This is a genomic window from Ensifer sp. BR816 (genome assembly GCF_000378985.1).
Lineage (GTDB): Bacteria > Pseudomonadota > Alphaproteobacteria > Rhizobiales > Rhizobiaceae > Sinorhizobium.
Genome location: NZ_KB905370.1, coordinates 2,799,602 through 2,825,046 on the forward strand (window position 1 = coordinate 2,799,602; position 25,445 = coordinate 2,825,046).

The following is a 25,445-nucleotide window of genomic DNA, read 5'->3' on the forward strand; positions in this document are numbered from 1 at the left end:
GTTTCCCATGACCTGACAGCTACAGCATTTTGCAGTCAGGTGGAATCACCTGACGCCGCACAAATGCGGCAAAAACAAACAGATAGAGCGGCGGCGCGAACATCGTGGGCGCATCCGCTCTGTCGGACGACGCGCGCCTTGTCGCCGGCCTTGAGATGCAACTGTCCTTCCGTCACGACCCTGTCGCCGGCCGCGAGCCCCGAACTGATCGCTGCCTCCTGCCCGTCGTTGGCGGCGACGACCACCGGACGGAGCTCGACCGTATCATCGGCGTTCAGCCGATAGACGAAGTCGCCTTTCTGGCTGACCTGGACCGCGACGGCGGGAATGACGGGCGCATTCGTGAGGGTCTTTGCCTCGATATCGACGTCAACATATTGACCCGGCCAAAGCTTCTCTTCGGCATTGGAGAAGCGGGCGCGCATCAACACCGTCGCGGTCGCCGTATCGACGGCGGAATCGATGAAGTCGAGCACGCCCGTGCCGATGGTCTCCTGAGTGCCGCTGAGCCGCGCGGTGACGTGGGGCGGGGCGCCGGATTCGAGCCGAGCCTTGAGCGCCTGCAGATGGTTCTCGGGCAAATGAAAGGCGACCTCGATCGGATCGATGGCGGTAATGGTGACCAGGCTTGTCGTGGAAGCGCTGCCGGTGGCGCCGACGAGATCGCCGACCGTCACCTGGACGGCGCCGAGACGCCCACCGATCGGGGCGCGAATCCGCGTCAGGTCGATCGACACCTTGTCCGCTTCGACTGTCGCCTGATCGGCTGCGACCGTGGCCTTGGCGGATTGCTGCGCCGAGAGGGCACTGTCATAGGCCTGCTGCGTGCCTGTGTTGTCGTCGCGTAGCGTTTTGGCCCTGTCGAGCTCGACCGTGGCGTCGGCAAGGAGCGCCGTGTCCTTCGCCAGTATCGCCTCGTCGCGGCTGAGGTCGGCCTGCAGGGCGCGGTCGTCGAGGGAGAACAGGAGATCCCCCGCCTTGACCCTGTCGCCGTCTTTCACGTGAATGCCGGCGATCTGGCTCGAAATGCGTGCGTTCACTTCAACCGTATCCGGCGCCTGAACATTGGCGAAGGTGCTGATGACGACGGGGAAGTCCTGCTGCTCGACGTCGGCAATTTCAACTGCGACGGGCTGCGGGCCGGAGCCGCGGGTCGCCTTGCCGCTGTTTTCGCCGGAGAGGCGGCCCACATGGGCGTCGGCGGCCGTATCGAGCAGGTCGATCCCCGCGATTCTCGTCACGAGCGGCGCCATGGCAATACCAGCCAGCGTACAGCCCACAGCAACCGCAGCGATGACGACCCGGCCAGACATCAATTGCGCTCCTTTTCGTGGGCTCGGGATCGTCGTGATCTCGTCCACAAAGAGCATCGGGGCCCCATGGCCGCCGATAGCGCAACCAGCATTGAGAATAAGCGGGGGCCGCGTCCAGTGTTATTTCAATAGGTTACGAAGATTTAATCCGGCCTGATCGCAAGTCGGCGAGATCGGAGTCGGCGATGTCTTTGACACTCTGCCCCTCGGGCCGCTTGGTCTCGATCTCCAGCTGGTGCACCGCGCGCCGTACGCGCTGCCATTCCTTCTCGATGCGAAGGAACGCCTCCGTCGACATGAATCTTGGCTGCATATGACCTCCTTGCGCCGTGTCCCGAAACACGCAAAGGCAATTGTAGTTCCGATGCCATCTCCGGATACGGCGGATAGGCGTGGACCTACGCCAGTGGCGACGATGCCAGCCAAATAGGTGAACCGCGCAGCTGCTGATCGGTTATGCGGCGGGGTCCACCTATCGCCCCTCGAGCTGGTGAGGCCGCCGCGCGGGGAACAGCGAGATCGACGGCCTCAGGCACTGCGCCTCGCTCGGATTCCACTCCTGGCGCGGCCACTCGTCAAGGTTTAAAATTTACTCAATTCGAGCTACAGGTTACATCAGGCAGAGGGGACGTGTCCAAGCAGCGGCGCTCGCCGCATCGCCGGCGCGGAAAGTTCTATAGGGAATGGACAGTCCAGGATGCGGCGCCGAGGATCAGGCCAACCGTCAGCACGATGGCGATGCCATATCTCATCATTTTCATCCGGCGCGTGCGTTCGCCGGTCCAGTCGTAGCTCATCATGCGCTCCGAGCGATATTGCGCTTCGAACCTCAAGATTGAACTGATTTTCTTAACAAAGAGGAAACCACGTCTTCCGCGGCAATTTACCGGACTCAGCCGAAACCCTTGGTGTCGTCAGCTTGGCGCCTGACAACAAGTATAGATTCAATAAAATTTTCGTAAAATAGTAATTGAACGCACAGAGAGCCTTGTTGCTTACTACTACTCCATTAGTCTCGCCTTCGATATTCCTGATTCTGAATAATTTACCATCATCGGAGAAACCTTACGCGGGTTAACTCTTGCTCGTGGCATTCGGTCTATACATTCAGCCCGATTGCGGGGCGGTGAGAGCGATTTTTGCATGTGTGGCTTCAGCGGCTATTTTGGCTCGATACGGGACGGAAGGGCGCTTCTCGAGACGATGACGGCCGCGATCGCGCATCGGGGGCCGGACGAGCAGGGTATTTTCACCGTTCCCGAAGCCGGTCTCGGCCATGTGCGGCTCTCCATCGTCGGGCTCGGCGACGGGCAGCAGCCGATGTCGGATGCGAGCGGCGAGCTGACGATCGCCTTCAACGGTGAAATCTTCAACTATGTGGAGCTCAGGGAGCAGCTGCGCGCCAGGGGGCGCCGGTTCCGCACCTCGAGCGATACCGAGGTCATTCTCCATCTCTATGACGAGATGGGCGAGGAATGTTTGTCGTTGCTCAATGGCGATTTCGCTTTCGCCATCTGGGATGCCCGCCGCCAACGGATGATGCTCGCGCGCGACCGCATGGGGGTGCGGCCGCTCTTCTATACGATGCAGGGGAACACGTTATACTTCGCCTCCGAGATCAAGGCGCTTCTCAAGGTGCCAGGCGTCGAGGCGGAGATCGATCCGATCGCGCTCGACCAGATCTTCACCCTCTGGGCACCGATCGCACCCCGCACGCCCTTCCGCAATATCCTCGAACTCGAGCCGGCCCACCTGATGATCGTCGATCGGCGTGGCGTCACGACGCGGCCCTACTGGCAGCTTCAATATCCGGACCGGAGCCAGCCGCCCGGCCATGTGGACGAACGACGTGCTGCCGAGGAGTTGCGGGCGCTCCTGATGGACGCGACCCGCATCCGCATGCGGGCCGACGTACCGGTCGGCGCCTATCTCTCCGGCGGCCTCGATTCCTCGATCGTGTCGGCCCTTGCGGCCGGCATCGCACCGCAGGGGCTTCGCACCTTCTCCGTCACCTTCGACAGTGCCGAGCATGACGAAAGCGCATTTCAGCTGGAAATGGCCGCGGCGCTCGGGACCGAGCACAATGCGATCGCCTGCCGCGAGGGCGACATCGCCAAGGTCTTTCCAGACGTCATCCGCTTCACCGAAAGACCGATCATCCGCACGGCGCCGGCCCCGCTCTACCAATTGTCGGGGCTGGTGCGGGAGGCCGGGCTGAAGGTCGTGCTGACCGGCGAGGGGGCCGACGAGGTCTTCGCCGGCTACGACATCTTCAAGGAAGCGCGCGTCCGCCGTTTCTGCGGGCGCCAGCCGGGCTCGCGCATCCGGCCGCATCTCTTCCGCAAGCTCTATCCTTATCTGCCGGGCCTCAAGCAGCAGTCGCCGGAATATCTCGCCGCCTTCTTCGGCGCCGGCGACGAGCCGCTCGACGACCCGCTCTTCTCGCATCGCCCCCGTTTCAAGGGGACGGCTGCGACGAAACTGTTCTTCTCCGGCGACCTGCGTGCGCAACTGAAGGACTACGATGCCGTTGCCGAACTCAACGAACGGATGCCGCCGGAATTCGGCCGATGGCACCCGCTGCACCAGGCGCAGTATCTCGAAAGCCGTTTCCTGTTGCCCGGCTACATTCTATCGAGCCAGGGCGACAGGATGGCGATGGCCCACGGTATCGAGGGCCGTTTTCCATTCCTCGACCATCGGCTTGTCGAGTTTGCCGCCAAGCTGCCGCCGGAGATGAAACTCAAGGGCCTCACGGAGAAGCACATCCTGCGCGAGGCGACGAAGGATCTTCTGCCGGCGGCCATCGGAAAGCGGGTGAAGCAGCCCTACCGCGCACCCGACAGCCATTCCTTCAGCGGCGCCGGCGAGCTTGGCTACGTCCGCGACGTCCTGAGCGAGGAGGCGGTCGCCGCGGGCGGCCTCTTCAATGCCAGGGCGGTGACCAAGCTCTACGAAAAATGCCGCGCGCGCCCGGCCTCGGGCTTCCGCGACAACGCCGCCTTCATCGGCATCCTCTCGACGCAGCTGTGGCTGCAGACATTCACGGGCACCAGCATCCGCAAGGCCGAAGCGGCCTGACGGGAAAGGAAAGGGAAAAATCATGACGCAAGCGATCAGGGAGAAGGTCAAGGCCTTCATCATCGAGAATTTTCTCTTCGGCGATACCGCCTACGAGCTTGCCGATAGCGCTTCGCTGATCGAGAACGACATCATCGATTCGACCGGGGTTCTCGAACTCGTCGCCTTCATCGAGGACGAGTTCGGCATCGTGATGGCGGATGCCGACATCGTTCCGGCGAATCTCGATTCGCTGGCGCGCATCTCGGCCTTCATCGCGGCGAAAGCAGTGCCGGTCACGGCGTAAGCGACGGCGGAGCGGGGGCATCACGAACATGCGGTTCGAGCAATTCCTTATCAGGAACGCCGCGGCCCACGGGGCAAAGACGGCGCTGGTCACCGATCGCAAGCGGCTGAGCTACGAGGAACTGGATAGCCTTTCGTCCCGGCTCGCCGCTGCGCTCGCCGCAAGCGGCGTGAATGCCAATGACCGCGTCCTGGTCTTCATGGACAATTGCTGGGAGGCGGCGGTGGCGATCTTCGCCATCCTCAAGGTCGGCGCGACCTTCAGCCCGATCAACGCCTCCACGAAGGCCGACAAGCTCGCCTATATCATTGCCGATTGTGAGCCGGCAGCGATCCTGACGCAGGCAAAGCTGATGCCGATCGTTGCGGAAGCACGCGCGCTTTCGCCCGCCGTGCCGCTTTTCGTCTGCTCGACAGCGGCGTCGGGCGGCAGCACGCTGGAAGGTTCGGCCTCCTTCGAAGAGTGCCTGAAGGCTGAGCCCTTGCGCGTCCTGCATGGCGGCATCGACGTCGATCTCGCCATGCTGATCTATACGTCCGGATCGACCGGGCGTCCCAAGGGCGTGATGATGACGCACCGCAATATCGATGCGGCGTCGGAGTCGATCACCACATATCTGCGCAACACGCCGGACGACATCATTCTTAACGTCCTGCCGCTTGCGTTCGACTATGGCCTCTATCAGTTGCTGATGGCGATCCGGCTCGGCGCCACCCTCGTCCTCGAAAAATCCTTTGCCTTCCCGCAGGCGATCTTCGAGCGGATCCGCGCCGAAGGCGTCACCGGCTTTCCGCTGGTGCCGACGATGGCCGCGATGATCCTGCAGATGCGCGACCTCGAGCCTGACTTCCTGCCGAGCCTTCGCTACATCTCCAACACCGCCGCGGCGCTGCCGCCGGTGCATATCGCGCGGCTGCGCGAGCTTTTCCCGAGCGCCCGGCTCTATTCCATGTATGGCTTGACGGAATGCAAGCGCTGCACCTACCTGCCGCCGGAGGAGCTCGACGGCCGGCCGGGTTCGGTCGGTATAGCTATTCCGAACACCGAAGCTTTCGTCGTCGACGAGGAAGGCAAGCGTGTGCCGCCGGGTGCCCCCGGTGAACTGGTCATCCGCGGCCCGCACGTCATGCAGGGCTACTGGCGCAACGAGGCGGCCACCGAACGCATGCTGCGCCCAGGTCCGAACACGTGGGAAAAGGTGCTCTATACGGGCGACCTCTTCCGCACCGACGACGAGGGCTTCCTCTATTTCGTCGGCCGCAAGGACGACATCATCAAGACGCGCGGGGAGAAGGTGGCGCCGAAGGAGGTCGAGACCGTCCTTCACGCGCATCCGGGAATTGCCGAAGCGGTCGTCATCGGTATTCCCGACCCGGTGCTCGGGGCTGCGATCGGCGCGCTCGTCGTCCGCTCCGACGCGGCGCTTACCGAGAAGGACATCATCCGCCACTGCGCCCGTCACCTCGAGGATTTCATGGTGCCGAAGACCGTCGAGTTCCGCACCGAGCTGCCGAAGACGGAAACGGGCAAGGTGAGCCGCAGGCTGGCGGCCGAGACATTGGAGGCAGCAGAATGAACATCCGTCCGGATCAGGAGACGTTCGCCTTCTCCGCCGATAGCTTGAAGATCGACGACGCTGCGGAAGCCGAGCGCATCGTCGGGGGCTTGCGCGCGCACTTGCGCGGCATGCGCAAACGCGGGCTTGTGCTCGGCCTTTCGGGCGGAATCGATTCGAGTGTTTCGGTCGCGCTCGCCGTTCGTGCGGTCGGTGCCCGGAACGTCCTCTGCCTCTTCATGCCGGAAAATGATTCCGACCCGGAAAGCCTCCGGCTCGGCCGGCTGGTGGCCGAGACTTTCGGCGTCGAGGCGATGGTCGAGGACATCGGGCCGACGCTCGCTGCCATGGGCTGCTACCAGCGCCGCGACGCCTTCATCCGCGAACTGGTGCCGGGCTATGGACCGGGCTGGGCGTCGAAAATCGTCATCGCCAATGCGCTCGAAGGCGACGGCTACAATATTTCCTCCCTCGTCGTTCAGGATCCGGAGGGCAATCGCACCAAGCTGCGCATGTCGCCCTCGGTCTATCTTGGCGTCGTCGCCGCGACCAATATGAAGCAGCGCACCCGCAAGCAGATCGAATACTACCACGCCGACCGGCTGAACTTTGCCGTTCTCGGCACGCCGAACCGGCTCGAATACGACCAGGGCTTTTTCGTCAAGAATGGCGACGGCGCGGCGGACGTCAAGCCGATTGCCCATCTCTACAAGTCGCAGGTCTATGCACTCGCCGCCCATCTCGGCGTTCCGGAAGAAGTCTGCCGCCGTCCGCCGACGACCGATACCTATTCGCTCGAGCAGACGCAGGAAGAGTTCTACTTCTCGCTCCCCTACGAGCGGATGGATCTCTGCCTCTATGGCCTCAATAACGGCCTGAGCACTGAAGAGGTCGGGCGCGCAGCGAATCTATCGGTCGTGCAGGTGGAACGCGTCTGGGCGGATATCGCCGCCAAGCGCAAGGCGACTCGCTACCTGCACCTTGGGCCGCAGCTTGTGCAGCCGGTCGCTGAAATCGGCGATTGAGGCATAGCGCTGGACGCGTCTTTGTCCAGCCGTCTGTTTGAGCAGAGCTTTCGACGTCTCGCCCAGCGTTCGCCGCCGGGGCGAGGCGTCTGAATCGCATTTATCTAAGCACTTTCAGAGCGATAAGCATGGCGGCGCGGGCGACGTCGGCGCGCTGCGTTTGCTTCTTGCAGGTTCTCTTCCAAGACATTTTTCGACCGAACGCACCCGCACTCCAGCTCCGTGCAGGATAGCGAAATTAACCATTTGTTAACCGTGACTCGCCTACATCTAGGCAACGAAAAATTAACGTAGATGACCAAAGTGCTAACAGACACCCGCTCGATCCGCATCAAGGGCCGCTCGTTCCTGGCGCTGGTGCTTTCACCGGAGCCGCCGCTCGACGCCTGGCTCACCCGACTCGACGATTTGGCCTCGCGATCCGCGGGGTTTTTCCTGGGGCGACCGGTCGTTCTCGACGTCGCAGACCTCGAAATCGATCGGGCTGAGCTCAAGAAGCTGATCGACGAGCTCGGCAAGCGCAACGTTCGGATCATGGGCATCGAAGGCGGCCGCCCGTCGCTTTTCGAGCCCGGGATGCCGCCGGCCATGAAGGGCGGGCGCCCGGCTCCGGACATCGAGATTCCGGACGGGCCGAGCATCGAGCCGGTTGGGACCGCTTCGCCCAAGGCGACGGCACCGGACGTGTCGGCGGAGCCGCAAGCGGCGCGGGGGATGTCATCGATCGTCATCCGCGAGCCGGTACGCTCCGGACAGTCGGTGATCTTCCCGGAAGGCGACGTTACCGTCGTCGGCTCGGTCGCCTCGGGTGCGGAAATCATCGCCGGCGGATCGGTGCATGTTTACGGGACGCTCAGGGGACGGGCGCTCGCCGGTTCGGTGGGCAATGCTTCGGCGCGCATTTTCTGCCGCCGCCTCGAAGCAGAGCTCCTGGCCATCGACGGCGTCTACAAGACGGCAGAGGACATGGCCCCCAACCTTCGCGGACAGGCTGTCCAGCTCTGGCTGGAAGGCGATTCAATCATGGCAGAGAGACTTAACTGAGCCGGCGGCCGGCCAGCATACAGGAGCGGGAAGATGGCGAAAGTAATCGTTGTTACATCGGGTAAGGGTGGCGTCGGCAAGACGACATCGACCGCCGCGCTCGGCGCGGCGTTGGCGCAGAGAAACGAGAAGACGGTTGTCGTCGACTTCGACGTCGGCTTGCGCAATCTCGACCTCGTCATGGGCGCCGAGCGCCGGGTCGTCTACGATATCGTCAACGTCATCCAGGGCGATGCCAAGCTGCCGCAGGCGTTGATCCGCGACAAGCGGCTCGACACGCTCTTCCTGCTCCCGGCCTCGCAGACCCGCGACAAGGATAGCCTGACGCCGGAGGGCGTCGAGAAGGTGATGACCGAGCTCAAGAAGCACTTCGACTGGATCATCTGCGACAGCCCGGCCGGCATCGAGCGCGGCGCGACGCTCGCCATGCGGCACGCCGACATCGCCGTCATCGTCACCAATCCGGAGGTCTCGTCGGTGCGCGACTCCGATCGTATCATCGGCCTTCTAGACGCCAAGACCGAGCGGGCCGAGCGCGGGGAGCGGGTGGAAAAACACCTGCTGCTGACCCGCTATGACCAGGCCCGCGCCGAGCGCGGCGACATGCTGAAGGTCGACGATGTGCTCGAGATCCTGTCGATCCCGCTGGTCGGCATCGTCCCTGAAAGCACGGACGTCCTCAAGGCTTCCAACCTCGGTGCACCGGTCACGCTTGCCGACAACCGCAGCGCTCCGGCGCTCGCCTATCTCGACGCGGCCCGCCGGATTGCCGGCGAAACGGTGCCGATGACCATTCCGGGCGAGAGGCGCGGGCTTCTCGGCAAATTGTTCGGACGGAGGGCAGCATGAGCATATTCCGTTTCTTCAGCAAACAGACGTCGGCGCCGACCGCGCGCGAACGTCTGCAGGTCCTGCTTGCGCACGAGCGAGCCTCCGTGGGCCACTCGGATCTCGTGGCTAAGCTTCGGGAGGAAATCCTCGCCGTCATCGCCAAGCATGTCCAGGTGGATGGCGACAAGGTCACCGTCAAGATGGACCGCGGCGAGACCGTTTCGACGCTGGAAGTCGATATCGAGATCCCGCTGAACGCGGTGCGCGCGGCCTGACAGCGCCGCGTCGACCTAATTAATTATCGAAGGAGCCGCCGATCAGGCGGCTCCAATGCTCTCCGGCAAGGCCATTCACGAAGCCGCGTGCGTGACGGAAGGCGTCGACGAGTTCCTCCTCGCGGGAATGCACGACGGTTGAGGCGGCGTGTACGAAGCCGATGCGGCGGCCCATCATCGCTTCGAGGAGCGCCGGCTGGGTGCGGCCGCGAACTGCGACGGCGCCGCGGGCGGCTGCGTGATCGATCAGACAATCGAGGACGGGGCCTGCCTGCCCAGGCAGCGAAAGCAACTGCAGAACCCGCGCGGTTCCCCCCGGTTTCAAATGGTAGAAGAAGGCTCCGACCGGTGCGGCGGTGCGCGTCTTGACGGCGACGAAGCGGGGCTCGCCGAATTCGGGCTTTTCGATTGCGTCTCTCAGAATGCAGGCAAATTGGCCCTCCGCCCAGGCAGGCTGCACGGCATATTGCCTGGTCAGCGGCGCGAACAGGTCCGCAAAGGATCCAGCATCGACATCTTCGACCTGGAGCGTTCCGGGCAGATTCCCCTCTTTGGGAACGGCCGACCAACGCAGGTCGCCGCGCCGCATTTTTCCCCGATGGCGTTCATCGAATGCCCGCGCCAGCGGATGAAGCGCACGCGCCGGACCGATGCGGCGGGCGACGAGGTCGAGCGCGAAGCTGGCCGGGCGAAGGACGCGTATCCAGTCGAGACTGTATTGCGGCAGGACGGTGCCGCGCAGCCGAGTCCACATTTGCGTCGAGACTTCGCTGGCGGTTTCGCTGAAAGAGAGGTCTTGCGGTCCGGCGAGGAAAGCTTTCAGGAGCCGGGCACCGGCCATCGGGTCGCTGTCGCGGCCTTCGACCATCAGCGAGCCGCAGATCGCAGCGCGCAGACGCCTGCCGTTGTAGCTCATCGGCAGCGCATTGACGCCGACGAAGCCGGAAATACAGCCGCTGTCGTTGACATGGACGAGCGGTGCGATCTCGGGGTCATAGCCGGGCGCTTCGAGGTACAAGCGGCGCAGATAATCGACGAGTGCAGGCGGCGCGGCCTGGTTGCTGTTGCGGAAAATCTTCTGAAACAGGCCGGCAACGGCCGGAATATCGGCGTTTTCGAGCGGACGGATGTCGCTCATCTCACCGGACCTCGTCCGCGCTCAACTTGCGTATGATGGCGACGCGCGGCTTTCCCTGCGCGTCATGCGCGAAGCTCATGGCCTCGTAGGCCTTGGCGCGGGCGAGGAGGGCTGCCGCCTGCCGTTCCTGCCCCTCGCCGAATTCGAACAGCAACCAGCCGCCCGGCTTCAGGAAGGTGACGGCATCGCGGATCAGCCGCTGGTGGATGGAAATGCCATAGGGACCGCCGTCGAAGGCTTCGCGCGGCTCGCTCTCGAGGAGATGGGCGCTGTCGCCTTCGAGACGGGAGGTCGAGATGTAGGGCGGATTGCAGACGATCATGTCGACCCGGCCTTCGAGCCTGTCCCCTTCGAGCGCCGCGAACAGGTCGCCTTGCCGGATCAGGACGCGCTCCTGCAACGACAGGCGCTCGGCGTTGCGGCGGGCGAGCGCAACCGTGCTGTCGGTCAAGTCCGCGCCCCAGACCCGCGCAAGCGGAACGGCTGCGGCAATCCCGAGGGCGAGGTTGCCCGAGCCGCAGCACATATCGACAACCGTCGCCGGTCCGGCCTCGTCGCGAAGCCGCGCAACGGCGTTCCGGCCGAGCAATTCGGTCTCTTCGCGTGGCACGAGGACGTCGGGCGCCAGTTCGAGTTCGATGTCCATGAAGCGAACGAGGCGAGGCGATTGGCCGCCGGCCCGGCTGGCGTCAGCAAGATTGTCGACCTGCAGCACGAACGCTCCTTCGGTTGCGGATGGTGTTTGGTGACGCGGACACTAGCGCACTCGGGTAAACGGAAGCTGAAATGCAATTGTCGGAGGTGTGTTAACCGGCCAAACACCTCTGTCCGATAGTGTGTGCCGAGATCGGTGAAGGGGTATGGCGGGAGGCAACGCCAGCTCCGGATCCCGACCCCTGGGGCGCAATATCGACAAGGCAGATTGGATGTCTTCGGAAGGCTTAACGGAATCGCGCGGCTACAAGCTTTTCCTGCCGATGATTTTGTCCTATGTCGCATCCGGCGGAAGCCTGGTGCTCAGCTCCGCGGCGCAGCTTCTCACCTTCGCGATCCTCGCCCGCTTTCTCGGCGTCGACGAGTTCAGCGTTTTTGTCGCCATCACTGCAATCGCCAGCATCGCAGTCCATCTATGCGGATTGGGCGCCATGGAATGCCTTGTGCGGCGCGTCGCCAGGGACCGCGCGATCTATCCGGAAATGCTCGGCCACAACATCCTGCTGACAGCTGCAAGCGGGTTCGTCCTTGTGCTGGCCGGCGCCGTGACGCTTCCCTTCTTCTTCGCGCTCTCATCGGATCCGATTGCCAACTTTGCGGCGATTGCGCTGATGCTGGTCACCAACATCGTCCTGGTCCGCGTCATCGTCCTCGCCGAACAGATCTTCATCGCCCATTCCGACTTCGCCCGTGCGAACAAGGTGGTCGTCGGCTTCGCCGTGGCGCGTACCATTGCTGCGGCGCTCGCATGCCTGGCTTTCGGCGTCTCGACGGTTGCGTCCTTCGCCATCTGGCAATTCATCTGCCACGTGCTGGTGGCTGTGGCCTGCGCCTGGGCGATCAAGGATCTCGGCGCACCGCGCTACCGGATCGTCCGGGAAGAATTGCCGCAGGGCCTCTATTTCAGCATTCCGTTTATTCTGCGCGCCCTCAGGCAGAACGCAGACCTGCTCGTCCTGAGCCTCGTCACCACAGCCGAGATCGTTTCGAGCTACAGCGTCGCACGGCGGATGCTCGAGAGCAGCTTCCTGTCCGTCGAGGCGCTCAATCGCCTCATCTATCCGGGTTCGGCACGCCTCACGACAGCGGGCCTGCACCACGCCTTGCAACGGGTTCTTCGCGTACTTGCCGCCGCGACCGGCATCAGCCTTGCAGCGGCGCTGACTGTCTTCGTGCTGGCGCCGGTGCTGCCCTATCTGTTCGGGCACGAATACGTCTCCCTGGTCGGCTTTGTACGAGACCTCTCGTGGGTTGTCGTGCCGCTCGCCATCTGGTCAGTGGCGGTGGAGGCCCTGGGCGCCTCGGGCTATCACGCGGCGCGCGCCGCAGTCATGGGGCTCGGAAGTATTCTTGGTGCCGGCCTTGCCGCCGGGGCGAGCTGGTATGCGCCGCCGGCCGGCACCTTCGTCTCCTTCTATGTCATCGAGATCGCCATGGTCGTCGCCACCTGGAGCGTTTTCCTGCGCTTCGTGCGGCGCGACCGGGAGCGGGCAGAGGCGGGTATAACGCATGGGAGTTGAACCGCGCGAGATTGCCGGCACGCGCGCCATGGCACGCAGCGATATCCCGGCGGTCGGGCGGCTGTTCAGCAAGGTCTTTCGTAGACGCGATCGCGCGCCCGGGGTGGATCTCGGCCGATACATCGAGACCGTCTTTTTTGGGAGCCCGTTCTATGCCCCTGAACAGGGCAGCATCGTGCATGAGAACAGCGCCGGCGAGATCGACAGCGCCATTCTGTCGGTCCCGATGGAATTCACTGTCAATGACCGCCCGATCGTGGCCCGCCTCCTCTGCGCCTTCATGGTCGACGGCAAGGCAGGCGCGGCCGGCGCGGCGCGTCTCGCCCGCACCGTGCGCGCGGCTCGCCAGGACCTCTGCTTTTCCGACAGTTCCTCTCCGGTAAGTGCCGATCATTGCGTTGCCGGCGGCGGCGTCATCCTGCCGATCCAGAGCCTCGAATGGCAGCGCTTTTTCCGGCCGCTGACGGCAGCCGCCGTTATCGCCGGCCGGCGCATCCCGATCCTCCGGACGCGCGTCGTCCTCGGCGTATTGCGGTCGTTCGACCACGTGCTGCGGCGGTTGAGCCTGTCATCGAAGCCAACGGCAGCGCCTGGATGCCAGGTGAAGCCGGCAAGTCTGGATGAATTTCGCCTGTGCGCCGCACCGATGCTGCGGCGTTTTTCGATCCGCCCCTCCTGGTCAAAATCCGAGTTCGATTGGCTCTTTAACGTCGCCTCGATGAACAAGTGCCTCGGAACGCTGCAGTGCAGGAAGGTCATCCATGAAGACGGTCGCACCATCGGCGCTTTCCTTTTCTTCGGAAAACCCAGAGGCATGGCCAGCGTGCTTAATGTGCTTTGTGAGGAAGGACGCGAGGCCGAGGTCACGGCGGCGATGTTCGCCTGCCTCGATGCGGAAGGCTATGCCGCCGCCCGGGGCATGGCGCAGCCGTTCCTGATGAACGCGATTTCGCGTCAGCGATGGCTGCTTTTCCGCCACCGCGGCTATTTCTGCATGGTCACCCGCCACGCGGAGGTGAAGGCGGCGGCGCTCGGCAACGACATCTATATCGGCGGCCTCGCATCCGAAAGCTGGAGCCGGTTGTTGACCGATTTCTGAGCCCGCAAAGGTTGCCGATCGCTGGGAAGACTTAACGGAATATTCACCCTGCGCTCCTAAGTCTTAACAGACGGTGCGGCAAGCAGGGGCAGTGCTCTTCGGTGGCTTCAAGAGCATACGTGGGGAAAGACGGATGTATCGGCGGAGCGAGCCCTTAGAGCAAGGATTGCGCCTGGAGACGCGCTACCCGCGGCGCGGCGCCGGCGGCTCGCTGCTGGACCTCGTTCCGGCGATGCACGAGGAAACGGCGCCTCTGCCGCAACAGCAGGAGATTCCCGCCCGCAACCAGCCGGATCCTCCCCCACCGGTGCTGGTCGCTCAGCCCAATCCCCCGATCGTCGGCGCGTATTTTCCTGACCTTCACAGGCTCGGCAGTGTCGGCATAGACGACATCATTCTCTGGCTGCGCGATGGCATAAGGTGGATCGCCCTGGCGTTCATGCTTTGCATCGCCGGCGCGTTCGCCTATGCGGTCACGGCGACGCCGCGCTACACCGTCTATACGGATCTTGTCGTGGACCCGTCCAATCTCAATGTCGTCAGCGACGACGTCTTTATCAGCAACCCGCAGCGCGACGCGCAGTTGCTGGAGGTCGAAAGCAAGCTCAGAATCCTGACGTCGCGAAACGTCTTGAAGCGCGTCATCGACAGGTTACAGCTCACGGACGATCCGGAATTCGTCAAAGCGTCGCCGCTTGCATCGTTGATGGCGTTGTTTTCAGCAGGAGACAGCAAGGCCGACAAGGAATTGGCGGCCATTCGCGCGCTCTCGGAAAGGGTCGAGGCGCGTCGCGAGGAGCGCTCCTTCGTCGTCGTTCTCGAAGTCTGGAGCGAGCAACCGGAAAAGGCCGTCGCCCTCTCCGATGCGATCGTCGAGGCTTTCGAGGCGGAGCTTTTCCAATCGGCGGCTGAAAGTGCCGGCCGTGTGGCACAGAACCTCAATGCCCGCCTCGACGAACTGCGCCGGAACGTCACCGAGGCCGAAGGGAAGGTGGAGGATTTCCGGCGCGAGAACGGCTTGCTGTCCGCCAATGGCGAACTCGTCAGCAATCAGCTCTCGAGCGAACTCAATACCCAGGTCCTCGACGCCCAGCAGCGCTTCATCCAGGCCGAGACGCGCTACAAGCAGATGAGTGCGGCGATCGCTGAGGGACAGACGACCAGCGCCTCGGTCTTCGAGTCCGTCGACATGACGAACCTCCGCCAGCAGTATAACGCCCTGCAGCAGCAGATAGGCGCGATGCAGCTCACCTATGGCGAAAGACATCCGCGTCTTGCCGCGGCGCGCTCCGAGCGCGCAACGCTGGAGACCGCAATAAACCAGGAAGCACGCCGCATAGCCGAGCGCGCCAGGGCGGATTTTGATCGGGAGCGTTCGGCGCTCGGCGCATTGAAGGCCAAGGCCGACGACGAGCAGTCGAATGTCTTCACCGACAACCAGGCGCAGGTCCACCTGCGCGACCTCGAACGCGACGCGCGCACCAAGGCGACGATCTACGAAACGCATCTGGCACGCGCCCAGCAGATCACCGAGCGCCAGCAGATCGATACGACCAATATCCGCGTCATTTCGCGCGCTCTGCCGCCAAATTCGCGCAGCTGGCCGCCCCGGACTTCCATCCTGCTTGTCGCAGGCGCCGCGCTCGGCCTCGCCGCAGGTATCGGGATCGCGCTGGCGCTTGGCCTGTGGGGCTATGTTCGCGGTCAGCGGCCTGTCGCCGGATAGGGAGCGACGCCGGCAATGACCAGCGCTCCCTACACGACCAGTGCGTCAGACGTCTTGAGGATGCGCGTCGGCGCCTTCCTCTTCATGGCGATGTTCCTTTTCCTATGGGTGTCGATCACCCCCTATGTCGACCTGACGGGCGAGGCGATCCTCGATCCTTCCGCCGGCAACTCGAACCGCCTGAACCAGATTCTGGCGCTGCTGCTTTCCGCCGGCATTCTCGGCTATGGCCTGCTTCATCCAATGCGGGAGATCATCCTACAGCCGCGCCTGCTGCTCGCCATTCTCTCCTTCTGGTTCCTCCTCGTCTCGCTGATCTCCGCCCATCCGATGCTCGGCATCAAGGGCGTCGTTCTCTCGACGATCATGACGCTGAATGCCAGTATCTATCTGCTACTTCCGGCATCGGAGCGCCACTTCGCCAAGTTGCTGGGGATCGGCAGCCTGATCATGCTGGCCTTCGCCTATTACGGCATCCTGTTCAAGCCGACGCTCGCCATCCATCAGGCGTCCGAATTGCGTGAGCCGATGAACGCCGGACTGTGGCGCGGCCATTTTCCGCACAAGAACAGCGCCGCCTCCGCGATGGTTCTCTCGGCCTTCTTCGGGCTGTTCGTGGCGAGCGCCTGGTCGCGCATAGCGGGCCTTGCGATCTTCGCGCTTTCGTTCCTCTTTCTCGTCAATACCGGCGGGAAAACCTCGACCGCAATGCTCCCGGCGATCCTGATCCTCGGCTGGCTTTTCGAAAAAATGCGGCCGCTGCGTGTGCCGATCGTCATCGGCGGTGTCGGCCTGTTCAATCTGTTCGCCGTGGGTTCGGCGGTTTTCAGGCCGCTCGGCGAGTTCATCAGCGGCCTTGGCATCGACGCGACATTCACCAACCGCTCCGACATCTGGCGTTTCGCTTTCTCGGCGCTCGCCGAGCGGCCGCTGACCGGCTACGGCTTCCGGGCGTTCTGGCAGACGGAGGAGCTGGTTTACAGCGGCGGCTCGGTCGAGACCTGGGCGGTGGCGGCTGCGAACGGCCACAATTCCTATCTGGACATTGCCCTGACGACCGGCTTCCCGGGGCTACTGCTGACGCTCGTCTGGCTCATCCTGCTGCCGCTTCGCGACATTTCGCGCATTACACCCGACCGCGAGAAGGCGCCGCTGACGCGGCTCTACGTCCGCATCTGGCTCTACACGATCTTCCACGCCGGCCTGGAAACCCTCTTCTTCGAGGGCGGGAGCTTTGTCTGGTTCACTTTCGTCTTCGCCCTCTACGGACTGCACCTGCAATCGAGCGCCGTGCTGGCGGAAGATGCCGTCCCGGAAAAAAGGAAGCGTGTCGCTCATGCGTGATGTTCAGGAAAAGATCGGCGGGCTCGTCGACCGGCTGGCTAACCGGGCAATCTGGCGGCTCGCCCGCACGCGGCGGGATACCAAAACGGACATACCGCTCGTCTCCTTCACCTTCGACGACGTACCCGACAGCGCCCTTTACGAGGGAGCGCGGATTCTCGAGCGATACGATTCACGCGGCACCTTCTATATCGCTGGCGGGCTGGCGGGACGGGTCGAAAACGACCGCACGCTCATCACTCCGGAAGGATGCGCGGAGCTGCTCGCGCGCGGGCACGAGATCGGCTGCCACACCTTTGCGCATCGCAGAGTTCGGAGCGCCGGCGGTCTCGCTGCCGACCTCGACCGCAATGCGGACTACCTGAAGAGCGTCGGAATGGCCTCCCCGGTGAGGAACTTCGCCTTTCCCTATAACGCCGCCTGGCCCCTGGCGCGCTCCGAGCTGCGCAGCCGCTATCGGTCCTGCCGCGCCGGCGGCGAGGCCATCAACCGCGGATCCGTGGATCCGCTGATGCTCAAGGCCGTCGAAATCCGCCAGCCGGAGCAGCATGCCAAGACGCTGACCCGATGGATCGACGCGCTCGTCAGTGAGCCCGGCTGGCTCATCTTCTTCACGCATGACATTGCGCCGCGGCCGACGCCCTATGGCTGCACGCCGGAGACTTTCGACCGTCTCGTCCGCCATGCCGTCGAGAAGGGCTGTCGCGTGCTGCCGGTCGACGAGGCGCTCGACGAGTTCAATTGGTAGGGGTCCGCGGTGGCTGAGGTCAAGAATGCCGGGAAGCGCCTGCTGGCGATCAACAACTACTTCTATCGCCGCGGCGGCGCAGAGGCGGTGTTCTTCGATCATATGGCGATGTTAGGCGAAATCGGCTGGGACGTCGTACCCTTCGCCATGCGCCACGATCTGAACGAGCATTCGCCCTGGTCGGACTATTTCGTCTCCGAGATCGAATACGGCCGAAAGACAGGCCTGCTGCGCAAGGCGGTTCAAGCGGCGAGCGTCATCTATTCGCTCGAAGCCCAGCGCAATATCCGCCGGCTGATCGACCAGAGCCGCCCCTCGATCGCCCATGCCCACAATGTCTACCACCATTTGTCGCCGGCGATCTTCTCCACCCTGAAATCCGCCGGGATCCCGGTGGTCATGACGGTTCACGACCTCAAGCTCGCCTGTCCCTCCTACAAGATGCTCCGCGACGGCAGCGTCTGTGAAGATTGTCGTGGCGGGAAAATCTACAACGTTCTGCGCCATCGCTGCATCAAGGGCTCAGTCCCCTTGAGCGCCGTTGTGCTGGCGGAAACGATGCTGCACCGTCTGCTCGGCCTTTATCGCGACAAGGTCGATAGGCTCGTCGTGCCGAGCCGCTTCTACCTGGAAAAGCTCGCCGAATGGGGCTGGCCGCGCGAACAGATGGTCCACATAGCCAATTTCGTCGATGTTTCCACTTTTCGCACCGACTGGCAGGAGGGCGACTACTTTGTCTTCGCCGGCCGCCTGGCGCCGGAAAAGGGGCTGGCGACGCTGATCCGGGCGATCGCGCTTTCGGGAGAGCGGCTGATCGTTGCCGGGACCGGCCCGGAAGAGGCGAGCCTTCGCCGATTGGCGGCCGAATTGGGCGCCGACGCCACCTTTGCCGGTTATCTTTCCGGCGAGAAGCTGCATCGCGTCATCGGAGAATCCCGCGCCCTCGTGCTTCCGTCGGAATGGTACGAGAATGCGCCGATCAGCGTTCTCGAAACCTATGCGCTGCAGCGGCCGGTCATCGGTGCAGCAATCGGCGGCATTCCGGAGATGGTGAGGGAAGGCGAAACCGGGCTGCTTGCTGCCGCCGGCAGGCCGGAGGACCTTGCAAGGGCGCTCAGCGAAATGGCGGCGCTTTCGCCTCACGCGCGAAGACGCATGGGCGCAGAGGGCCGATCCTGGATATCCGGAGAGTTTTCAGCCGCGGCCTATCGGGCAAGAACCCTCGACCTCTACGCGTCGCTCGGCGCCGCTTAGGCTGGAGCAAGGCCCGGAACGACCGATTTCCGGCCAGTCTCGTAAAACTTTAGCGGTCTTCTTACGCCCGGCGAAAGTGTTCTGCCCGTAAAAGCTGTCGAAAGGGAACTTCCGGGGCAAAACAACCATGAGCAGTCAGACGGCAGTCTCGCGGGATCACGCTCCGCAGCAGACGAGGGGTTCGGCGACGTCGGTCAACCCCGCTCGTGGCGGGGAGGGGCGGTTTCCGGAAAAGCTGCTCTCCGTCGACGCGCCGGCCCTTGCGGCGGCCGCGCTGCTCGCGGGGGCATCCTCCGGCCTCGGCCCGGCACTGTCGGCAGAAGAGTTCGACGGCTTTCATCAGTCCATCGAGAAGACGGCCGCCCGTCCGCGCGTGATGATGCTCGGCCTGCGCGGGATACCCGACGTGCAGGGCGGCGTGGAAAAGCATGTCGAGATGCTCTCCGCCAGGCTGGTGGCCCACGGCTGGAGCGTCGACGTCATCGGGCGGCGACGCTATCTTTCGCAATCCTCTTCCTATTCTTGGGGCGGGATTCGCGTTTTTCCGCTCTGGGCGCCGCGGCTGATGGCGCTGGAAGCCATCGTCCACACCTTCGTCGGCGTCTGTTTTGCTGCGCTCCGCCGTCCGGATATCCTGCATATTCATGCGGTCGGTCCCGCATTGCTGGTTCCACTGGCGCGGATCTTGCGCATGAGGGTCGTGGTCACCCATCACGGCTATGACTACGACCGGCAGAAATGGAGCACTTTCGCCAAGCTCATGCTGAAGCTCGGCGAACGCCTGGGAATGAGGCTTGCGAATGGGCGCATCGCGATCTCGAAGGAAATCGTCGAGACGATGGGTGAGCGTTACAAGGTGCCGGTGGCTTTCGTCCCGAACGGCGTCGCCGTTTCGCAAGGGCAGGGCGGAACGGGCATTCTCGACGAATTCGGCTTGACGCGGCACCGCTATATTCTTCTTGCGGCGCGCCTCGTCCCGGAAAAGCGCCAGACCGATCTCATCCAGGCTTTCGCAAGGCTCGGCGATACCGGCGTCAAACTCGTCCTGGCGGGGAGCGCCGAGTTCGAAACGCCCTACGCTGATGAGGTTAGGGCGACGGCCGCCGGCGTGCCCGACGTCGTCCTGACGGGCTTCCAGTCCGGTGACCGGCTGGCGGAGCTCTTCGCCAATGCGGCTCTCTTTGTCCTGCCCTCCAGCCACGAAGGGATGCCGATCGCGCTTCTGGAGGCCCTGGCTCATGGCTTGCCGGTCCTCGCAAGCGACATCGTCGCCAATCGCGAGCTCGGCCTGTCCACCGACGACTATTTCCCGCTTGGCGATATCGACGCCCTTGCCATCGCGATCGCCAGGAAGATCGAGAACCCGCCGACGGACGACCAGGTCCGTTCACAGATGGCCCATGTGGCATCGACCCACAGCTGGGCAAGCGTCGCGCAAAAGACCCTTGCGGTCTATCGAACGCTTACCAGATGACCCCGCCGCATTGCGCCGATCGGGCCAACGGAAAGTGGAAGCGGGCCATGAAATTCAGGCGTGCGGCTGCAGTATTCGGATGGCTGCTGTTGGCATTGATCGCCTATTCGACGCTGTCGCCGATCGGCATGCGCCCGCATATCGGGACTTTGGTTCACGTCGAGCGGTTCGGCGCCTACGGGCTGATGGGCTTGCTGCTCGCGACTGCCTATCCGCAGCGGGTCCGTCTTGTTCTTGGCATGGTGCTTGGAGCGGCGGTCGGTTTCGAACTGCTGCAGGTGCTCCTGGCCGATCGTCATGCGCGGGTGGAGGATCTTGCGGTCAAGGTGGCGGGTGCCGCATGCGGCGTCGGCGCAGCCTTGTCCGCCGGGCGCCACTGGCACCGTTTCCCGTGGCTGGCGCGCATAAACCAAAACTCAAATCATCGCGGCTAAAACAATCCGGCGACATAGGCAGCGGGCCGGAATACGGCGCGACCTTCCTGGAGGGCTCCTTGGCAATATCGGTCATAATCAAGACCTTGAATGAAGAAAAGCGCATTGCCGCGACGATCGAGAGCGCATTGGCGGCACTTCAGGGCCACGGCGGCGAAGTCATTGTTGCCGACAGCGGATCGTCCGACGCCACGGTCGAGATCGCCTCGCGATATCCGACCGTCATTGCGCAGATCACGCCGCCGGCGCGTCCAAGTTGCGGCATCGGCCCGCAGCTCGGCTTTCAACATTCGCGTCACGACTATATCTGCCTCATCGATGGCGACATGCTGCTGGATGCGGGCTTTCTCGACGAGGCCGTCCGCTTCCTCGAAGACCACCCGGCGATCGCGGGCGTGACCGGTCACGTCGAGGAGATGCACGTCTCGAACCTGGAATTTGCGCGGCGCGTCAAACGCAACGCTCCTGAAAACCGGACGGGGCCGATCGACCGGATGAATGGCGGCGGGCTCTACCGGCGCAGCGCCATCGAGGATGTCGGTTACTTGTCGGACCGAAACCTGCACGGCTACGAGGAATTTGACCTCGGTATCCGCCTGAGAAGCGCTGGCTGGGGCCTTCACCGCCTCGATCGACGGTTCGTCCAGCACTTCGGCCACACGGTCAATTCCTACCGGCTGCTCGTGCGTCGCTGGAAGAGCAAGTATCTCTACGGTATCGGCGAGCTCCTACGCGCCTCGCTCGGCAAACCCTATTTCCTCCAGCTTCTGCGCGAACTGCCGGAACTCAGGCTTTGGGGGCTTGTGTATCTCTGGTGGCTGTTCTGCCTTGCACTGATCGTCTTCCTGCCGAACAAGCTCGTGGCGACCGGCATCGTGCTCGCCATGACCGCCGGTGTCGTTGCCCTGGCGAGCGTCAAGAAACGCAGCCTCGGCATGGGGCTTTACACGGTCGTCGCCTGGTTCTTCCATGCGGCGGCGCTGCCCGTCGGAATGCTCAGAAGCCGCCGGCAACCGGGCGAGCCGATCGAGAGCAGAATCCTCGGGAAACCGGCGTGACGATGCGTTTACTGCTCGCTGCCGCGGCGATCTTCCTCGGCTGCTTCACGCCGCGGGCGAATGCCTTCGACCAATGGGTTCCTGTCCGCGACGTCTCGCTTGAGGTCCAGCCCGGGAGCCCACTCGATTTTTCCGCCTTTTTGCCCAACGGCGTGATCGACGCGGATCACCGGCTCGTCGCCGCGGAGGGCGGGCGCCTGGCCTATGCGGCATCGCCGGAAAAGCCGCTCAGGATGCTCTGCGCCTCGCTCGCCTGGAGCCCGGCTTCGGGCGGCTTCCCGGATCACGCGACGGCGGAGCGCTACGCGCGCCAGCTGGCGCTGCACGGCTACAACATCGCCCGGCTGCATTTTGCCGATGCGAGCCTGATGTTCGGCCGGCAGAAGGATTTCGACTTCGATCCGGAGACCCTCGACCGCATCCACTACCTGCTCGCGGCGCTGAAGCGCAACGGCATCTACTGGATCTTCGACGGGCTTTCGTCGCCGCGCGGCGCCTATGGCGGTCATGACGACCGCTGGGAGGCCAATGGCGATCTCAAGCTGCGCCTGCATGTGGATGAGGAGGCGTTCGCCCATTGGAAGACGCTGCAGAAGACGTTCCTGGGGAGGGACAATCCCTATACTGGCGTCGCGCCCATTCGTGACGATGCCCTGGCGCTGGTGATCCTCGCCAATGAAAACGGCATCGAATTCGACAGCGTCGTGCATGAGCGGCCGGGCGAACCCGCCTATGACGAGGCGCTTGCCGCACCCTTCAACCGGTGGCTCGCGAAGCGCTACGCCTCGACCGACGAGCTGGCGCAGGCTTGGGGAGCGCTTGGCGACGATGAGCGGCTAGAAACGGGGGCTGTAAGGCTTCCACCCGATCGCTACGCCGACAGCCCCCGCATGCGCGATCTGCAGGCATTCTTCACCGAACTGGAGCGCGCATCGGCCACCCGGATGAGCAAGGTGCTGCGCGATCTCGGCTATAGGGGACTGATCAGCACCTATAACAATTGGCCGACGGTCCAGACTGCGCTGAGCCGGCGCGATCTCGAAGCGGTCACCATGAATACCTATCACGACTGGGTCGGCGGCTATGCGCCAGGGAGTGCCCTGCTGCAGGTGAGTTCCATTGCCGACGGCGCCAACTACATGCGGATGATCGCCGCTGCGCGCTGGATCGGAAAGCCCTTCATCGTCAGCGAATACGATCACCTGTTCTGGAACCGCTACCGCTACGAGGCGGGTCTCGTCATGCCGGCCTATGCGTCGCTGCAGGGCTGGGACGTGCTTTGTCGGCATGGCCATGGGCCGATCGTGCTTGCCTATGGCGAGCCGTATCCGCACAAGAGGGCGATGCTTCCCTACGCGATCGCGCTCGATCCGGTGGCGCGGGTCGGCGAAACCCTGGCGGCGCTTCTCTACCGTCGCGGCGATGTGGCGACCTCCGGCATCACCGTCCCCTTTGCCGTGCGCGGCGAGGCGGACTTTGGCGAGGACATGCAGGCGCGGGAGCCCCAGCGCCTCACAGAACTCGCCTTGATCGGCGGCATCGGCCTCTTTTCTGCGGACAGCATCGACGACCGTGTCGGTATCGCGCAGCCGCGGACTGAGGCAGCGGAGGACGTGCTGGCGGCTCTTCGCGACAGCGGCTCACTCCCTCGCGGCAATCAGACCGACACGGAGGCGGGCCTTTATGAGAGCGACACCGGCCAGATCCGGCTTGATCGCCGCTCCGGGCAGCTGCGGGTCTCGACGCCGGCAACCGAGGCGGCGGCATTCTCCTCGCTGCGCGAGCCGATCGATCTCGGCGTTCTCCGCATCGAGCAGGCGGATGGAGACGGGCTCGTCGCCCTTTCCGCGATCGATCGCCAGCCTTCGCTTGCGCAAAGCCGCCGCATGCTGCTGATCTTTGCCACGGACGCCCAGAACAGCGGCATGATCTTCAGAGACAGCGAGGAGAAGGTCATCGAGGATTTCGGCAGCCTGCCTGTGCTGATCCGCAAGGGCCATGTCGATCTGGCGCTTTCGAGAGGGGCCGCCAGATGGACGATATCGCCGGTCGGCCTCGATGGCACCGTCTATCCGCCGGTGCGCAGCGGCGCGGGTCCAGTCGCCTTCCGCCTGTCGAACGACACGCCCTATGGGCCGACGACCTATTTCCTCCTGGAGCTCGAGGACGGCTGAGTTCGTCGCGCACCGAGTTAGCGATTGCATTTCCCGGCTCAACCTGATTTTGGTCCGAGGCCGGCAGGCGATCGAACGACGCGCATCGGCCGCGAGATGCATGGAGTGTTGTGAAGCGATGGACAGCTTGCCCGAGATCGGCGGCAAGACCTGGTGGCCGAAGCCCGGCAGCCGCCTCGGTGCGACATTCTTCGTGCGTCAGGCCTTTCCCTGGCTCGGACACCATTTCGGCGGCCAGTCGCTCGCCTCGACGCTCTCGCCCCGTCTCGAGGGCATCGTCTCCTGGGGCGGGCGTATCCCCGCAAAGACGGCGATGGCGGTCGCCCGCGCGCGACGGCTGCCGCACTGGCACCTCGAGGACGGCTTCCTGCGTTCGGTCGGTCTCGGCAAGGATGGAGACGCGCCGGTCTCGATCATCGCCGACGACCTGGCATTGCCGGTCGACGGCGGCAGGGCGTCGCGGCTCGAGTTGCTGATCGCCGAGGCGGCCGGTGGCCGATACGACGCCTTCGGCCGACGCATCCGTGAGCAGATGGTCGAACACAGGCTTTCCAAATATAACAACCTGCCGCATCGCGAGCCGTCGATAGAGTCGAGCAGCCGACGGCGCATCCTTCTCGTGGATCAGGTCCTGGGCGATGTCTCGGTGCCGCGCGCCCTTGGCAACCGCGGCTCGTTCGATCGAATGCTGGACGACGCGCTGGCGAGCGGGGCGCAATGCGTCGTGCGCACCCATCCGGACGTGATGGCGGGCTATCGCAAAGGTTACATGACGGAGCGCGCCGCCAGCACCCCCGGCGTCATCCTGCTCGCCGACAAAGTCTCGGTTGCCTCAATTCTCGACGTCGTCGACGAGGTCTGGACCGTTTCCAGTCAGGTCGGCTTCGATGCCCTGCTGAGGGCAATACCGGTACGCTGCTATGCGGTGCCCTTCTACGCCGGATGGGGGCTGACGGACGATCGCGTGAATGCCAAGGCCGTGTCCGCACTGGCGCGTCGTACCGTCGCGAGGCCGACAGCAGACCAACTGACCGCTGCGGCGCTTGGGCTTTATCCGAGCTACCGCAACCCGGCCAATTGGGAGCTGATGGACGTCTTTGCGGCAATCGATCTCCTCGTCGCCGCATTGCAAAGAGCCTGAACGCGCCCCCTTCGGCGTGCGTCCCAGCCTACGCAAAAGCGTCCTTACTGTCCGGTTTACGCAGCTAATATCGATTTGGGTCGGTGCTGCCGCGCCTCTTAACCATTCCGCAATCATGGAATGCAACTATTTATTGTAGCGCAGGCATGGTTGTTCCTGGGCCGAAATGCCATTCGGCGACGCGAGATGCCACAACCAATTTTAGAAAGTT

At 63.7% G+C, this 25,445-nt stretch carries 23 protein-coding genes; 18 read left to right on the plus strand and 5 right to left on the minus strand.

Annotation, left to right across the window (positions count from 1 at the left end; translation table 11 throughout):
- Positions 1-35: 35 nt before the first annotated feature.
- The 3 genes from RHIBR816_RS0113505 to RHIBR816_RS38875 all read right to left on the minus strand — a co-directional run bounded on the left by RHIBR816_RS0113505 (position 36) and on the right by RHIBR816_RS38875 (position 2,110).
- The gene (locus RHIBR816_RS0113505) at positions 36-1,313 is read right to left on the minus strand and encodes an efflux RND transporter periplasmic adaptor subunit (RefSeq protein ID WP_018237086.1); all 1,278 of its coding nucleotides are present in this window, start codon (positions 1,311-1,313) and stop codon (positions 36-38) included.
- Between the two features lie 133 nt (positions 1,314-1,446).
- Positions 1,447-1,611: a hypothetical protein gene (locus RHIBR816_RS37955; protein ID WP_198294142.1), complete on the minus strand. Its 165-nt coding sequence runs from the start codon at positions 1,609-1,611 to the stop codon at positions 1,447-1,449.
- 376 nt (positions 1,612-1,987) lie between these two features.
- Positions 1,988-2,110: a hypothetical protein gene (locus RHIBR816_RS38875; protein ID WP_084811259.1), complete on the minus strand. Its 123-nt coding sequence runs from the start codon at positions 2,108-2,110 to the stop codon at positions 1,988-1,990.
- Between the two features lie 346 nt (positions 2,111-2,456).
- Here RHIBR816_RS38875 and asnB point away from each other — a divergent pair, with 346 nt between their 5' ends.
- From asnB to minE, 7 genes are all read left to right on the plus strand, one after another.
- Positions 2,457-4,394 (plus strand): asparagine synthase (glutamine-hydrolyzing), encoded by a 1,938-nt coding sequence (gene asnB / locus RHIBR816_RS0113520; RefSeq protein WP_018237089.1) that lies wholly within the window; start codon positions 2,457-2,459, stop codon positions 4,392-4,394.
- A 22-nt stretch (positions 4,395-4,416) separates the two neighbouring features.
- The gene (locus RHIBR816_RS0113525; RefSeq protein ID WP_018237090.1) at positions 4,417-4,680 is read left to right on the plus strand and encodes an acyl carrier protein; all 264 of its coding nucleotides are present in this window, start codon (positions 4,417-4,419) and stop codon (positions 4,678-4,680) included.
- Positions 4,681-4,708: 28 nt separating this feature from the next.
- Complete coding sequence (locus RHIBR816_RS0113530; RefSeq protein WP_018237091.1) at positions 4,709-6,256, plus strand: class I adenylate-forming enzyme family protein; 1,548 nt, start codon at positions 4,709-4,711, stop codon at positions 6,254-6,256.
- Positions 6,253-7,260, plus strand: a complete 1,008-nt coding sequence (gene nadE / locus RHIBR816_RS0113535; RefSeq protein ID WP_018237092.1) for an NAD(+) synthase — start codon at positions 6,253-6,255, stop codon at positions 7,258-7,260. The genes RHIBR816_RS0113530 and nadE overlap by 4 nt, the downstream gene beginning before the upstream one ends.
- A gap of 294 nt (positions 7,261-7,554) precedes the next feature.
- Positions 7,555-8,304, plus strand: a complete 750-nt coding sequence (gene minC / locus RHIBR816_RS34120; protein WP_018237094.1) for a septum site-determining protein MinC — start codon at positions 7,555-7,557, stop codon at positions 8,302-8,304.
- 33 nt (positions 8,305-8,337) lie between these two features.
- Positions 8,338-9,153, plus strand: coding sequence for a septum site-determining protein MinD (gene minD, locus RHIBR816_RS0113555; RefSeq protein ID WP_018237095.1), 816 nt, complete (start codon positions 8,338-8,340; stop codon positions 9,151-9,153).
- The gene (gene minE / locus RHIBR816_RS0113560) at positions 9,150-9,410 is read left to right on the plus strand and encodes a cell division topological specificity factor MinE (protein WP_015887983.1); all 261 of its coding nucleotides are present in this window, start codon (positions 9,150-9,152) and stop codon (positions 9,408-9,410) included. The genes minD and minE overlap by 4 nt, the downstream gene beginning before the upstream one ends.
- 19 nt (positions 9,411-9,429) lie before the next feature.
- Here minE and RHIBR816_RS0113565 read toward each other — a convergent pair whose 3' ends face one another.
- Positions 9,430-10,548: a hypothetical protein gene (locus RHIBR816_RS0113565; protein WP_018237096.1), complete on the minus strand. Its 1,119-nt coding sequence runs from the start codon at positions 10,546-10,548 to the stop codon at positions 9,430-9,432.
- Position 10,549: 1 nt separating this feature from the next.
- A complete protein-coding gene (locus tag RHIBR816_RS0113570; protein ID WP_018237097.1) occupies positions 10,550-11,263 on the minus strand; it encodes a class I SAM-dependent methyltransferase in 714 nt (237 codons plus the stop codon).
- Positions 11,264-11,474: 211 nt separating this feature from the next.
- Between RHIBR816_RS0113570 and RHIBR816_RS0113575 the strand changes: the two genes are divergently transcribed.
- The 11 genes from RHIBR816_RS0113575 to RHIBR816_RS0113625 all read left to right on the plus strand — a co-directional run bounded on the left by RHIBR816_RS0113575 (position 11,475) and on the right by RHIBR816_RS0113625 (position 25,234).
- Entirely contained in the window at positions 11,475-12,782 is a 1,308-nt protein-coding gene (locus RHIBR816_RS0113575; RefSeq protein ID WP_026186963.1) for a lipopolysaccharide biosynthesis protein, read from the plus strand.
- The gene (locus tag RHIBR816_RS0113580) at positions 12,772-13,881 is read left to right on the plus strand and encodes a hypothetical protein (RefSeq protein WP_018237099.1); all 1,110 of its coding nucleotides are present in this window, start codon (positions 12,772-12,774) and stop codon (positions 13,879-13,881) included. Before RHIBR816_RS0113575 ends, RHIBR816_RS0113580 begins: the two co-directional genes overlap by 11 nt.
- 133 nt (positions 13,882-14,014) lie before the next feature.
- Positions 14,015-15,607: a GumC family protein gene (locus tag RHIBR816_RS0113585; protein ID WP_018237100.1), complete on the plus strand. Its 1,593-nt coding sequence runs from the start codon at positions 14,015-14,017 to the stop codon at positions 15,605-15,607.
- Between the two features lie 15 nt (positions 15,608-15,622).
- A complete protein-coding gene (locus tag RHIBR816_RS0113590) occupies positions 15,623-16,951 on the plus strand; it encodes an O-antigen ligase (RefSeq protein WP_026186965.1) in 1,329 nt (442 codons plus the stop codon).
- A complete protein-coding gene (locus RHIBR816_RS0113595) occupies positions 16,944-17,699 on the plus strand; it encodes a polysaccharide deacetylase family protein (RefSeq protein WP_018237102.1) in 756 nt (251 codons plus the stop codon). Before RHIBR816_RS0113590 ends, RHIBR816_RS0113595 begins: the two co-directional genes overlap by 8 nt.
- 9 nt (positions 17,700-17,708) lie before the next feature.
- Positions 17,709-18,953: a glycosyltransferase family 4 protein gene (locus tag RHIBR816_RS0113600; protein WP_018237103.1), complete on the plus strand. Its 1,245-nt coding sequence runs from the start codon at positions 17,709-17,711 to the stop codon at positions 18,951-18,953.
- A gap of 127 nt (positions 18,954-19,080) precedes the next feature.
- Positions 19,081-20,427: a glycosyltransferase family 4 protein gene (locus tag RHIBR816_RS0113605; protein ID WP_018237104.1), complete on the plus strand. Its 1,347-nt coding sequence runs from the start codon at positions 19,081-19,083 to the stop codon at positions 20,425-20,427.
- Positions 20,424-20,861: a VanZ family protein gene (locus RHIBR816_RS0113610; RefSeq protein WP_371259054.1), complete on the plus strand. Its 438-nt coding sequence runs from the start codon at positions 20,424-20,426 to the stop codon at positions 20,859-20,861. Before RHIBR816_RS0113605 ends, RHIBR816_RS0113610 begins: the two co-directional genes overlap by 4 nt.
- Positions 20,862-20,920: 59 nt before the next feature.
- Positions 20,921-21,919: a glycosyltransferase family 2 protein gene (locus RHIBR816_RS0113615; protein WP_018237106.1), complete on the plus strand. Its 999-nt coding sequence runs from the start codon at positions 20,921-20,923 to the stop codon at positions 21,917-21,919.
- A gap of 2 nt (positions 21,920-21,921) precedes the next feature.
- Positions 21,922-24,093, plus strand: coding sequence for a glycoside hydrolase (locus tag RHIBR816_RS0113620; protein WP_026186966.1), 2,172 nt, complete (start codon positions 21,922-21,924; stop codon positions 24,091-24,093).
- Between the two features lie 118 nt (positions 24,094-24,211).
- Positions 24,212-25,234 (plus strand): capsular polysaccharide biosynthesis protein, encoded by a 1,023-nt coding sequence (locus RHIBR816_RS0113625; RefSeq protein WP_018237108.1) that lies wholly within the window; start codon positions 24,212-24,214, stop codon positions 25,232-25,234.
- The last annotated feature ends 211 nt before the right edge of the window (positions 25,235-25,445 follow it).